Source organism: Bremerella sp. JC817 (genome assembly GCF_040718835.1).
Lineage (GTDB): Bacteria > Planctomycetota > Planctomycetia > Pirellulales > Pirellulaceae > Bremerella.
The window spans coordinates 880785-893172 of sequence record NZ_JBFEFG010000281.1; the positions used below are offsets into that span (position 1 = coordinate 880785).

At 56.8% G+C, this 12388-nt stretch carries 11 protein-coding genes and 1 tRNA gene; 5 read left to right on the forward strand and 7 right to left on the reverse strand.

What is annotated here, in order from left to right; genetic code table 11:
- Positions 1-59: 59 nt before the first annotated feature.
- A complete protein-coding gene (locus AB1L30_RS26570; RefSeq protein WP_367017568.1) occupies positions 60-1913 on the forward strand; it encodes a sulfurtransferase in 1854 nt (617 codons plus the stop codon).
- A 23-nt stretch (positions 1914-1936) separates the two neighbouring features.
- On the opposite strand, the gene AB1L30_RS26575 is transcribed toward AB1L30_RS26570, so the two are convergent.
- From AB1L30_RS26575 to AB1L30_RS26585, 3 genes are all read right to left on the reverse strand, one after another.
- Positions 1937-4258 carry an ABC transporter permease subunit/CPBP intramembrane protease gene (locus AB1L30_RS26575; RefSeq protein WP_367017570.1) on the reverse strand — a complete coding sequence of 774 codons (2322 nt, stop codon included), beginning with the start codon at positions 4256-4258 and terminating at the stop codon, positions 1937-1939.
- A gap of 18 nt (positions 4259-4276) precedes the next feature.
- Positions 4277-5026, reverse strand: coding sequence for an ATP-binding cassette domain-containing protein (locus AB1L30_RS26580; RefSeq protein WP_345094380.1), 750 nt, complete (start codon positions 5024-5026; stop codon positions 4277-4279).
- A 178-nt stretch (positions 5027-5204) separates the two neighbouring features.
- A complete protein-coding gene (locus tag AB1L30_RS26585) occupies positions 5205-5699 on the reverse strand; it encodes an acetolactate synthase (protein WP_345094382.1) in 495 nt (164 codons plus the stop codon).
- 168 nt (positions 5700-5867) lie between these two features.
- Between AB1L30_RS26585 and AB1L30_RS26590 the strand changes: the two genes are divergently transcribed.
- A complete protein-coding gene (locus tag AB1L30_RS26590; RefSeq protein ID WP_367017572.1) occupies positions 5868-6254 on the forward strand; it encodes a thioesterase family protein in 387 nt (128 codons plus the stop codon).
- Here the strand turns inward: AB1L30_RS26590 and AB1L30_RS26595 are convergent.
- A complete protein-coding gene (locus AB1L30_RS26595) occupies positions 6240-6869 on the reverse strand; it encodes a phosphopantothenoylcysteine decarboxylase (protein ID WP_367017574.1) in 630 nt (209 codons plus the stop codon). The genes AB1L30_RS26590 and AB1L30_RS26595 overlap by 15 nt on opposite strands.
- 234 nt (positions 6870-7103) lie before the next feature.
- Between AB1L30_RS26595 and AB1L30_RS26600 the strand changes: the two genes are divergently transcribed.
- Together AB1L30_RS26600 and AB1L30_RS26605 are read left to right on the forward strand one after the other, a co-directional pair.
- On the forward strand, positions 7104-7991 hold the full coding sequence (locus tag AB1L30_RS26600) for a hypothetical protein (RefSeq protein WP_367017576.1): 888 nt from the start codon (positions 7104-7106) through the stop codon (positions 7989-7991).
- 121 nt (positions 7992-8112) lie between these two features.
- Entirely contained in the window at positions 8113-9060 is a 948-nt protein-coding gene (locus AB1L30_RS26605) for a right-handed parallel beta-helix repeat-containing protein (protein WP_367017578.1), read from the forward strand.
- Here the strand turns inward: AB1L30_RS26605 and AB1L30_RS26610 are convergent.
- Positions 8975-10057 carry a lysylphosphatidylglycerol synthase transmembrane domain-containing protein gene (locus AB1L30_RS26610; protein ID WP_367017580.1) on the reverse strand — a complete coding sequence of 361 codons (1083 nt, stop codon included), beginning with the start codon at positions 10055-10057 and terminating at the stop codon, positions 8975-8977. The genes AB1L30_RS26605 and AB1L30_RS26610 overlap by 86 nt on opposite strands.
- A 235-nt stretch (positions 10058-10292) precedes the next feature.
- On the opposite strand from AB1L30_RS26610, the gene AB1L30_RS26615 reads away from it, so the two are divergent.
- A tRNA-Ala gene (locus AB1L30_RS26615) sits at positions 10293-10365 on the forward strand.
- A gap of 139 nt (positions 10366-10504) precedes the next feature.
- Here AB1L30_RS26615 and AB1L30_RS26620 read toward each other — a convergent pair.
- Complete coding sequence (locus AB1L30_RS26620; protein WP_367017581.1) at positions 10505-11701, reverse strand: RimK family alpha-L-glutamate ligase; 1197 nt, start codon at positions 11699-11701, stop codon at positions 10505-10507.
- Between the two features lie 123 nt (positions 11702-11824).
- Positions 11825-12352, reverse strand: coding sequence for an ATP-dependent zinc protease (locus AB1L30_RS26625; RefSeq protein ID WP_367017583.1), 528 nt, complete (start codon positions 12350-12352; stop codon positions 11825-11827).
- Between the last annotated feature and the right edge of the window lie 36 nt (positions 12353-12388).

Genomic DNA, 12388 nt, shown 5'->3' on the forward strand with positions numbered 1-12388 from the left:
GCCCCTGACTTGGCGGTCCCCCGTTTGCGAAAATGGACGTCTTACCGATAATTTGCGGTATGAATACGACCACTGCTCTGCCCGACGCCGGGCCCGTTCTGAACATTTCTTCGTACCTGTTCGCATCGCTGAGCGACTTGAAGCCGCTGCGCGACTCGCTTCGCCGGCTTTGTCGTCGCTTAGACCTGCGCGGAACGATTCTGCTGAGCACCGAAGGGATCAACCTCTTCGTCGCCGGACCGGCCGAGAGCATCGAGAAGTTGTTGGCCGCCCTCCGCAAAGTCCCCGGCCTGGAAAAGCTGGAAGCGAAAGAAAGCTTCACCAGCTACCAGCCATTCCGCCGTATGCTGGTGAAGATCAAGAAAGAGATCATCGCCTTCGGTATCGATGGCATCGAACCCGCCACGCGGACTGCTCCCAAGCTTCCGCCTCAGCAACTCAAGCAGTGGCTCGACGAAGGCAAGCCGCTGATGCTGTACGACGTCCGTAACGACTACGAAGTCAAAGTCGGGACGTTCACCAATGCGGTGCCGGCCGGGATCGATACCTTCCGTGATTTTCCGGAAGCGGTCGCTAATTTGCCAGAAGAGAGCAAACAAACTCCGGTCGTCATGTTCTGCACCGGTGGAATTCGCTGCGAGAAGGCTGGCCCCTTCATGCAGAAGGCAGGCTTCCAGGAAGTTTATCAACTGGAAGGTGGCATCCTGAAGTACTTTGAACTCGTCGGTGGCGATCACTACCAGGGAGATTGTTTCGTCTTCGATCAACGGGTCGCCGTCGATCCGCGATTGCAAGAGTCGGCTGTGGCTCAGTGCTTTGTCTGCCAGACACCGCTGACGACCGAAGAACAAAATTCGCCGTTGTATGTCCCTGGCGAGTCGTGCCCGCACTGCTTCAAGTCGGCTCAGGAAGCGATGACGTCCGTGATCGCCAAGCGACATGCAAAGCTGAAGGAAGTCACCTCGCCCCTGCCAGGCAGCATCCCTTACACCAACACGCGCCGCATTTACGTTTCGTCGGAACAAAAGGGTAAGACGATCTACGAAGTGATGGCCGAGAAAGTCCCGGCTGCCTCGCAAGGCTTTTGGGAAAAGATGGTCCGCGAGCGTTTGATGGTCGAGATCATCGAACACCAGGACGAACGCCTGGTCGAATACCGCGCCGTCGATCCAAACGCCCCCCTGGAAGCAGGCCAGCTCTTCGAACAACGCTACCCAGGCACCATCGAACCGGACGTCAGCACCGACATTCAGATTTTGTACGAAGACACCGGCCTGATTGTTGTCAGCAAGCCGGCCCCACTGCCCATGCATCCATGTGGTCGGTTCAATAAGAACTCGCTGGTCAACTTCCTCGAACGGGTCTATCACCCTCAGAAGCTTCGCATCGCGCATCGCCTCGATGCCAACACGACCGGCGTGGCCGTGTTGTCGCGAACCAGCGCTGTCGCGCGTCAGGTTCAGCCGCAGTTCGAGCAAGGCAAAGTCGAGAAGCGTTATCTCGCTCTGGTCCATGGCCATCCGACCGAAAACGAATTCATCTGCGAAGAACCGATTGGCACTTCGCGTGTCACCGGTGGTGGTCGCCGCGTGGAAGAAGGTGGCCAGCCAGCCCGAACCGATTTCATCGTTCGCGAGCGATTCGATAACGGCACCGCTCTGATGGAAGTTTCGCCGAAGACAGGTCGCACGAATCAAATTCGTTTGCACCTGTGGCATCTCGGCTTCCCGATCGTCGGGGATCCGATGTACCAGCAAAACAACGTCATGCAGCAGAAGCAGACGCTAGGCGTGGAAGAACCGCCGATGTGTTTGCATGCGTGGGAAGTTCGCTTCCGTCATCCGCAGACAACCGAGATGGTTACGTTCCAGGCCCCCGCACCGAGCTGGGCCGAAGGCGTTTCAGCAGAATAGCGTCTTCGTCCGTCGATCACGTACTAAGTCGACGGGCTACCATCTTCACGCTTCGGGGCCGACGCTCGGTAGGTCCCTTGATGGCTGAGTGCCATTTGGCGACGCTCTTCCACGGAAAGTTCCGCGGGCATGCGAGCAATAACGCCGACAATGACCACGGCGCCCAGGGCGGCAATGGCAACCAGAAACGGGTTGTAGCCCGCCTCGCCTGGCATATCACTCACCCACCACACCAGCCCGTTGAGCCAAGGATGCTCTTCCATGGTCTCGGCCGTGATCACACCGTGGGCGAACACCAGGCTGTTATGCACCATGTGGAAAGCGATCGCCGGGAACAAGCTTCGGCACTGAACAGCAACAAAGCCGATCATCAGGCCAAAGATCGCGGCAGGGATCGACTGCTGCAAAATGCCATGCAACATTCCAAAGAAGATCGCCGAGATCGAAATGGCGGCCCATTTATGACCGAGGTGCCGCATGCCTGACAGAATAAACCCGCGGCAGGCAAACTCTTCGCAGATCGCCGGCAAGACTGCAAACATTGCGAAGATCGCCCAGATCGGCAGATCGGCCGTGCCCCCCAGCATACTCGCCAAACGTTCCTGTAAATCTTGCGACATCGGAATCGATTTCTGAATCAGCATCCGCAGGTACAACGCGAACGGATGCAGACAAATGGCCAGAGCGATTGCCAATGGAATTCCCAGCAACGCCTGGCGATCGGCCAGCCGAAGCTGAAACGTCTTGGTCACACTGCGCGTGAAAATCAACGCGGCAACCACCACCGGCAACAAGATTAAACCGATCTGGTTGGTCAGCATATAGCGGACAAGCTGCGGAGCTTCGAGCTGCCCATCGCCATTCAACTCTGGCTGAATGTAGCCACTCAGGGCGTGCGGAAGGGCCAGCAACACAATTCCCATCACGAACGCTCCGGCCGGGGATGGCGTTGTCTGACGATCTCGCCAAACTTTTCGCAGCCAGGCTTTCAGATTGAAACGTTCGCTTTCGCGGAACAAAACCGACTCGTTATTGAATTGATCAATCGCCCAGCGAATCGCAATCCAGATACAGAATGCCGTCACCGCCAAGACCGGCACGAAATAGGTCGCGGCCCGGGCATAATCCCCTTCCATCAACGTTTTCAGCAGGAACGACATTCCGCTGACGGGAATCAACGACGTACCGAAGCTCAGCTCGGTATCCGGCAGCACCGGCAGCACCACCAACGGCAAGTTCAGCATCAACAGCGGCAGCAGGTAATATTGTCCTTCCTTGCTACTGCGAGCCATCGTCGCGATCGCCAATGCCAACGCACTGAAAAGAGCCGCCATCGGAATCAACGCAAGGAACAACCAGCCCAGCGACCAGATCGGAGGAGGACCGAAGTTCAACTTACCGGCCATCTCGCCACCGACTTGCCCCATCACGAACGTGGCAGTGAAACCCATGCTCATGAGATTCAAGACACTCGTCGCGATACTAAACGTCATAATCGCTAACAGCTTGCCTGCGACAATTTCGGATCGCAACGCAGGACTGGAAAGCAACGTCTCGAGCGTGCCTCGTTCTTTTTCACCGGCACATAAGTCGATCGCCGGGTAAAACGCCCCCGTCAACGCCCAGATCACCACAATGAACGGGAAGATCTTCGCCCACAGATACGACGACGTATCGAGCGGTTTGTCGGAAAGATCGAGCGTCCCGATACTGAACGGGTCGGTGATTTGCGAAGGAACGTCATTCGCTTCCAGGTTGAACTGAATGAGGTTCTCTCGCCATGAGTGCAAGATTTGCTTGAGCCGGTTCTCGGCCAGCTTCGATCGCTCGTCGGAAGACTTGGTAATCAGTTGCGGCGCTGGTAGCCCCTCGGCCGATTCTTCCTGATTGTTCCGGGCGTTCTGAAAACTCTCCATCCGCTCGCGAAAGCCGGGCGGGAAATAGATGATCGCATCCAGCTTCTCGGCCTCCAGCGTTTCGCGAGCCGTCTTCTCGACGACGGCCGCATCGACCGAAGCTTCAGAAACTTCAATATTAAACCGGCTGGTCACCCCAGCACTCTTCAGCAGTTCTTCCGCGAACTGGTAGGTGGTTGTTTCGGTGTCGTCGTCGTTTTTCTCGACCGACGATTCAAAGAGCTGCGGCGTGCTGGGAAGTTCGGTGAGGCCAATCACCCGCAAGCGAGTTGGATGGGCCTGGCGAAACTGCATGACATTCAGCACCATCAATCCCATCAAGGGATACAGCAGCACCGGCAAACCGACAACCGAGAACAACGTACGGCGATCCCGCGCCTGGTCGCGCAGTTCACGCTTCAAAATCAGTTTGACGTTGTCCCAGTTCATGCCCTGATCTCGCTGCCCTTAATTGGCGATTCCATCCGGCTCGCCAATCAAGTGGAAGAAAAGTTCTTCCAGGTCAGGCTGCCCGTACTGTGTACGAAGTTCGTCGATCGTACCTTCCGCCAGAATCTTCCCGCGATTCATGATGGCGACTTTGTCACACAGCTTCTCGACTTCCCGCATGATGTGCGACGAAAAGATGATGCACTTCCCTTGATCGCGAAGTTCGGCGATCAGTTGAACTAGTGCCCGAGCCACGAACACATCGAGGCCCAGCGTTGGTTCGTCGAAGATCAAAACCGGAGGATCATGCACCAAGGCACGCGCGATCGAAACCTTCTGCTTCATGCCGGTCGACATCTTCGCGCCGAGCACGTCACGGATTTCTCGCATGCCAAGCCGATGGAATAGCTCTTCCATTCGCTCGTGCAGTTCTTCGTCCGGCAGGCCGTAGAGTCGACCGAAGTACTCGACCATTTCCCAGGCCGTCATCCGGTCGTAAACCGCCGTGTTGGCCGACATAAATCCGATGCGATGCCGCACCATGGCTGGCTCGGTGGTAACGTCGTAACCGGAGATCTTCACCGTGCCAGAAGTGGGTTCGAGAACCGTGCTCAAGATTCGCAGCGCGGTGGTCTTCCCGGCACCGTTGGGACCGAGCAAGCCGAAGATTTCGCCCGGCATCGCGTAAAAGCTGATGTGATCCACTGCCGTGAATTTGCCGAGTTGCAGATCGTCGTACGATTTGACGAGATCACGAACGTGAATCATACGGCAGCCAGTGTCCGATGGCTAAAAAGGTTGCTGGGAACTTGAGTTCGTCGTTGCAGTGAATTCTATCTGACGACGGACAAGCGATGGCCTTGGGCAGGCAGTTCGCGTCACAGTTCGCCATATCCGAAGTGGCATGGCGCGGTTGTAACGATTTTCAGCAGGACCCCACGACGAACTAGGGGTCGTCGAATTTCAGGTCGTCTTCGCTCAAAACCTTGAAATTGCGGGCCAGCAGGGTGTCCATCGCAATATCGGCGTTGTCGACCATCAAGGCGACTGCCGCTCGGTTGTTGGGCGTGTAGAGAAGCGGATAGGCCTGAACGATATTCACTTCCGATTGCAGCAGCGCGGTGCATACCCGCAGCAGTGGCTGCTTCTCGGCAGGAAGTTCCACACCGATCAAATCAGATTCAATCAGCGCGAGGCCTGCTCGCTCGAGGATTTCGCGTCCCCCTTCGGGATCGCTTAAAAGAAACCGAACGAAACAACATTCGGTCGCATCGTTAATCGAGAGAGCGACGATGCGAACATTGCTCCCCTCGAACCGTCGCACGATTTCGAGCAATTGCCCGACGCGGTTTTCCAAAAAGACCGTGAACTGGCGCAGCGATGGATAGTCGCGGCCACGCATCGTGCTGAAGTTCGTACCGGAGCCGGCTCCCGTACTCATAGAGCCCCAATCATGCTAAAACGAAACTGGCGGATAACATTCGCAACTATAAAACAGCCCTAGGGTTCGGTCAATCATCGCCCCAATTGGTGGGAAGCGCTCGCCAACGCGGGCCGATCACAGATCAAACCCAATATCGGCCACTGCCAGGTCCCCAAGGACGAGAAGATGCTGACGGAACATACCATTGAGGTCCGCGTTCGCTATCAGGAAACGGACGCCCAAGGCCGAGTTCATCACGCCAACTATATAACCTATTTCGAGTTGGCACGAACAGAAATGCTGCGAGCCGGCGGATTTAATTACAAACGGATGGAAGCAGAAGGCCTGCTGCTGGTCGTCCGTGATGTCGAAGTCCGCTACCACCTGCCTGCCGAATTCGACGATTTGCTGCTGGTGACGGTCAAAACCCTCAAAGCGAAGGGTGCCCGGATCGAGCTCGTTTACGAGATTCGCCGTGACGACGAGTTGGTGGTCGAAGGGCGGACGATCCTGGCTTGTATCTCTCGCGAGGGGAAGCCAACTCGAATCCCAGAAGTACTACGCGTCGATTAGTCGCTCGCCGACGATCTGCATGATCTGCGAGGCGACCTCACCCTTCGAGCCGTCGATGGTCGCGACCACGCTGCCATCTTTGGCCAGCACTTCGACGTGGTTTTCTTCGCTGTTCATCGCCTCGGGGCCGTTCAAAACCATCAGATCGCAGCTTTTCTTTTCGAGCTTCACAAGCGCTCGGAAGCGGCGATCTTCGGTTTCCAGGGCGAACCCGACGACCCAGCGGTCTTTCTTTTCAGCCCCCAGCGTCGCCACGATGTCGGGCGTTTCGATCAGCTGCAGGACGAGTGGCTGGCCGGTTTTGGCGATCTTCTGGTCCTGAACGAACTCCGGCCGATAGTCGCACGGAGCGGCCACGCCGATCAAACCATCGCACTGAGCGAACTGCTCGCGAGCCGCCGCCAGCATCTCGTCGGTGGTATTGACCCATACCACGGTGGCCTGCTCTGGATAGGTCACGGTGACCGGGCCCGAGACGATGATTACTTCGTGACCGGCAGCCACGGCGGCTTCGGCCAGGCTACACCCCATCCGCCCGCTCGAGGCGTTGGTCAGGTAACGAACCGGATCGATGTACTGTCGGGTTGGTCCCGAGGTCAGAAGAATGCGGGCCATAGATCACAAGGCAAGGTTGGGGGCATGAAGCAAACCCCATCTATCCTACTGCGAACGGCGGCGGGTGCTACCAGGGCATGCTGGCAAACCATGGGTTGAATTCACCTTGACCCATCTACGGGGGCTTCGTAATGTTGCCGCGCTTCAGATTTTGCCCCACCTGTGCGCTGCCGTTTCGTCGGTTTCGCACGAGAAATCTTGGCTCTCGATCCTTATCGGCAAAGGACACCACCCATGGCGAAAACGCTGGCTTTCTGCCTGATCGTGACGATTGTGGCATGGACCACCAGTCCGGATTTCGCCCTGGGCCAAGGATTGCTGTCGGCTGCCTCGAGCGAGAGCCGAGCTGACGACCCTGATCCGCCGAAACCCCAAAAGAAGAAAAAACACCATCATTACGATGATGATTGCGACGACGACGATTCGTTCGGCGACGTCCTGGCCGAGGCCGCATTCGCTGCCATCCTTGGCTCGATGTTCCCGAAACGAACGACGACCACGGTCTATACGACCGAGTCCGGGCCGACCGTCAGCCGAGAGATCATCGCACTGCCGGGCTACTTTTCCGATTACCCCTACCAGCACGAGTTTGGCTACATGCTGATGGGCGACGAGTGGTACGGCATTGGAAAGACATCCTCGATTCGCGCCTCGGTCGAACATGGCAACGACTTCCAAGACCTGACGCGGATCGGCACGAAGCTGCTGGTCGAAGGGACCTCGAAATGGGGCCTCGATATGCAGTGGGACGAATACTTCGAGAACCTATCGACCGGTGGCACCGATCAACTGTCGATGGGCGATATCAACCTGATGTACCGGTTTGGTCAGGGGTATCACAACCAGCTCCGTTTCGGGCTGGGTGCCAATTACCTGCACGACCGACACGGCTCCGAATACGGGCTCAACTTTACCGGCGGATACGATGCCTACCTGGGCAAGCCTTGGATCTGGTCGACCGAATTCGATCTGGGCAAAGTAGGTTCGGCTGACCTGTTTCGCTTTCGGACCACCCTTGGTCTGCAATGGAAACGGGCGGAAGTGTTCGCGGGGTATCAATACACCAACTTGGAGGGCATCGAATTGGATGGATTCCTTTCGGGCCTGAGAATTTGGTTTTAACCAGTTTTCCCGGGTGGAAATCACTCGGTTACCACGGCATGATGGGTCGTGTGAAACTGGTTCAATTGTGACGAATAAATCGACTGAGTGGACTTCCATGCGTCATATCGCGTTCGCCTTGATGACTATCCTTTTCGCCAGCCCAGCCTGGTGTGCCGACATCTTCGTGGACAATATCAGCGGAGATGATCGCAACACCGGCAGCGCTGCTGCGCTCAAGGAAGGAAGCACCGGCCCCATCTTCACGATCGCCAAAGCCTTGCGAATTGCCCGTAAAGGGGATCGCATTGTTTTGAAGAATACCGGCGTTCCGTATCGCGAATCGATCACGCTGCAAGGTGCCAACAACAGCGGCCTGCAGTATCTCCCCTTCATTATTGAAGGCAACGGCGCGGTTCTCGATGGCCGTGCGAACATTCCACTCGACGGCTGGAAGCATGCGACCGGCGACATCTATTGCTTCGCCCCAACCTACAAGTCGTACCAGCAGCTTTACATCGAAGACCGTCCGGCCGAACGTGCCCAGATTGATAACGTGGCGGATATCATCAAGCTGCAGCCTCTGCAGTGGAGCCTGGTCGATGGCATGATCTTCTTCCGTGCGGAAAAGGATCACGGCCCTGGTAGCTACAACCTGACCTATTCGGCCCAACGTACCGGCATCACGCTTTACGAAGTGCGGCACGTGAAGATCGTCGATCTGACCGTCCAAGGCTTTCAGCTTGATGGCATCAACGTCCACAGCAACTGCTACCACACCGACCTGATCGCGGTCACGTCGCGTGGTAACGGCCGCAGTGGTGTTTCGGTGGGTGGTGCCTCGCGGGCGACGATTTCCAAGTCGCTTCTGGGTGACAACGGAACCGTGCAGCTCCGTGGCGAAGGATTCTCGAAGACGACTGTCATCGATTGCACGCTTCTTGATAACACCGCACCAGCGACTTTCCAGAAAGACGCCAAGATCGAAATCGACGGCAAGCCAATTAGCGAGCCTCAGGCTCCTCAGACGGCTCGAACTCCTCGCCCGCTGTCTCAGCCAGGTGCTCCAGGTTCTCCTCTTCAGCGGTAGCCTCTGCCATCGACCGATCGACCGAAGCACGATTGGTCCAATAGAACACGGCTCCGATAAATGCCAGGCCGATCGTCAAGGCGCGAAAGCCAAGTGCCACGGTAATCGCACTGGCCTTCGACATCTCTTCTTCCGGAACGGTCACGTACAACTCGGTGATCGCTAGTTCCAACGTTCCCATCCCGCCAGGGGAAAGAGGAATCGCCGCGAACACCATCGCCAGCGGCGTGATCACCATCATTTCGAGCAGCGTCGGATGGTGCTCAAACAAGCCTGAAGCCAGAAAGTAAGCCGCGACCGAAAACAGGGAATGCACTCCCAGGCTCAAGACTGCGATCACCACGAGATAGCGCGGATAGCGACGATACATGCGGACCGAAGCAAAGATCCGTTTGAAGATATGCCCGAGCTTCGGAATCCCTTCCAGAAAGTCGCGCAGCGATCCCTTCGCAAAACCCGGCAGAAGTGCCAATGACATCCCAAACAATCCGGCGATCGATACCGAATGGACGACGTAGGCCATCGTGCGAATGGCAGGCTTGGCGGTTTCCAGATCGATGGTTGACGCAGCGGCCGACGTCACCACGAACAACGCGTACAGCCCGATCAACCGATCCATGATGATTGTCGAAACTGCTTCGGGACGTTTCTCGGGATTGTCTTTCGCCAGCATGTACCCTTTAAACAGGTCGCCCCCCACGCCGCCGAGCCCGACGAAGTTCAACAGATAGCCCAGGAAACCAAGCCGGAACGCATCTTTCAAATGGAAAGGAATGCCGACCGAGATCACCAGCAGATACCAACGAATGAACGTGAGCGATAACGCACTCAACGCAAAGCCGAAAGCGAGCGCCACCATTCCCCAGCGTGTTCGTGAACTGAAAATCTGGCGAACCGCTTCGACGTTTTCAGGGTCCCTAGCAATAGTCCAAATCAAATAGACCAGAATGGCCGCCGGCACGAGGATCCGCAGAAGAGTCAACAGATGCTTTTTCACGCGTTTCCTTAGAAGCTTAAAGGTGAGGGTCGCCCCCTTAGCGATACTGATGCCCGCACGTAATCGGGCGGAAATCGTAGGTGTAGTGTAACTTAGTAAAAAGTTCCGCGACCAGTCATTGACACCCTTGGCGGGGATTGGTAATTTTAACCCTTTACTTGACGGCCTCTGAGGCCGATAAGGTAAACTAAAGGTTGTTGCGGGATGCAAAAGCCCCAAAACAACGACCCAGTACGGGGGATTAGCTCAGCTGGGAGAGCGCTTGCATGGCATGCAAGAGGTCATCGGTTCGATCCCGTTATCCTCCACTTCAAAAAGCCGCAGACCAATTTGCTTTGCGGCTTTTTTTATGCGCTGTTGCAAGGACACCGCTACTTATCAGCGCATGAAAAAGCCCGCCTGGCAATTCGCCGGACGGGCTTTGAATGATCGGGATCGGTAAGGCGACTAAGGTTTTCCCAGTGCCGAGTCGGTCAGCTTCTTCACCTTCGGACGACGCTGCTTGATCACCTTTTCTGGGATCATGCCGCGCATCGCGTCGAGCTTGCCGAAGCAGAGCAGACGGTCTCCCGGTTCGAGGGTTCGCTTAAGGCGTGGGTTCGGAATCACCGAGGTCCCGCGGTAAAGCGTCAGCACGTTGATATCGAGATCGGGCAGCCCCGATTCGTCGATCGTCTTGCCGCAGTATTCCGATCCTTCCGGGATACGCAGTTCGGTCACGCCGTAGCCTCGGCTAACCGTCAGACGCTGACGGATGTCGATTTCAGGGAAGTCGACCTGAGCAGCGATGTAGTCGACGATCGCACCAGCGATATCGAGCTTGGTACAGCGTTCGATCCCTTCCAGGCCAGGGGAAGAATTCACTTCCATGACCTGCGGCCCGCTTTCGCTTTCCAGCATATCGACACCAGCAACGCGAAGTCCCATGATCTGGGCGGCGCGGACGGCCGTTTCTCGGTAGCGTTCGTCCAGTTCGACAGGCTCCGTCGTGCCCCCGCGATGAACGTTGCTGCGGAACTCGGTTCCTTGGGCAACGCGGCGCATCGCAGCGACGACCTGATCGCCGACGACGAAGGCTCGCACGTCACGGCCACGGCTCTCGGAGACAAACTTCTGCACCAGCACGTTCTGACGGGTGCTGTGCAGGGTTTCGATGATCGCTTCGGCAATCTTGACCGAATCGGCCAGGATGACACCAACCCCCTGGGTTCCTTCAATGAGCTTGATTACGACCGGTGCCCCACCCACGCGTTCGATTGCCGGCAGAATATCGGCTCGATCGCGAACGAATGTCGTTTGCGGGATGCCAATATGATGGCGACTGAGGATTTGCAGGCTGCGCAGCTTGTCACGCGAGTTGGTGATGCCCGACGAACTGTTGGCCGGGAAGACATCCATTTGCTCGAACTGCCGCACCACGGCCGTACCGAAGTAGGTAATCGACGCGCCGATCCGGGGGAGCACAGCGTCGTACGGGCTGAGTTGCTTCGACCGAAAGTAAAGGTCGGGCTCACCCTTCTCGAGATCGATCGCGAACTTGAGCGTGTTAAGCACTTTGACTTCGTGCCCACGCTCGACCGCGGCGTCGCGTAAGCGACGAGTGCTGTAGCAATACCGATTGCAGGAAAGAATTCCTAACTTCATTACGTCGCGTTTCCATCTCGACAGGGATTTATTAAGACACCGCGGCGAGGCGGCCAGACGCGAGGGAGCGGTCTCCCCTTTTGCGTCATCGTAAAGACATTTTGACGTGAGGCAACCGAATTGCTAGGTGGCATCCTGCTGCGGCTGGGCGGACGTCGTTTTTCCAGGTAAGACCTTGGGTTTACGGGCGATCTTCAATCGCTTAGGGACGCCCGAGAGGAACGAAGCCCCAGAGTCGACCAGCAATCGGCCTCGAATCGCTTCACGCCCCAGCAGCATCCGGAAGCCCATGGCGTCGCGATTGGCGAGAGTTATCTCAATTTGCCAGATTCCGCCCAAGATATCGACATTCGTCAATATAACTGGACGCTTGGTGACCTGACCGTTCGAACTGCGGACCTTGCGGAACTCAAGGACCGGTGCCTCGGCAACGATTGGGCCAGAAGAACTGCGTTGACGAGGATGGACTTTGAAACGGACCCAATCCTGACCATCCCGCTGCTCGTATTTCAGGTCGTACGCATGCAGCGAAGAAGACCGGGCCCCGGTGTCAATCTTCGCCTTGATCTTGGCGATCCCCAACTGGGGAAGCTGAACCCATTCGCGCCAGCCGATAATCGGCAGCTTAACCGGATGTGCTTTCGAGGCCATGCCTGACTCGTGGTAGTGATCTCTAGTTTGTGAAAC

Coding starts and splice junctions, on each gene's coding strand:
- AB1L30_RS26570 (WP_367017568.1), top strand. CDS start 60: ATGAATACGACCACTGCTCTGCCCGACGCCGGGCCCGTTCTGAACATT.
- AB1L30_RS26575 (WP_367017570.1), bottom strand. CDS start 4,258: ATGAACTGGGACAACGTCAAACTGATTTTGAAGCGTGAACTGCGCGAC.
- AB1L30_RS26600 (WP_367017576.1), top strand. CDS start 7,104: ATGGCGAAAACGCTGGCTTTCTGCCTGATCGTGACGATTGTGGCATGG.
- AB1L30_RS26605 (WP_367017578.1), top strand. CDS start 8,113: ATGACTATCCTTTTCGCCAGCCCAGCCTGGTGTGCCGACATCTTCGTG.
- AB1L30_RS26595 (WP_367017574.1), bottom strand. CDS start 6,869: ATGGCCCGCATTCTTCTGACCTCGGGACCAACCCGACAGTACATCGAT.
- AB1L30_RS26590 (WP_367017572.1), top strand. CDS start 5,868: ATGCTGACGGAACATACCATTGAGGTCCGCGTTCGCTATCAGGAAACG.
- AB1L30_RS26585 (WP_345094382.1), bottom strand. CDS start 5,699: ATGAGTACGGGAGCCGGCTCCGGTACGAACTTCAGCACGATGCGTGGC.
- AB1L30_RS26580 (WP_345094380.1), bottom strand. CDS start 5,026: ATGATTCACGTTCGTGATCTCGTCAAATCGTACGACGATCTGCAACTC.
- AB1L30_RS26620 (WP_367017581.1), bottom strand. CDS start 11,701: ATGAAGTTAGGAATTCTTTCCTGCAATCGGTATTGCTACAGCACTCGT.
- AB1L30_RS26625 (WP_367017583.1), bottom strand. CDS start 12,352: ATGGCCTCGAAAGCACATCCGGTTAAGCTGCCGATTATCGGCTGGCGC.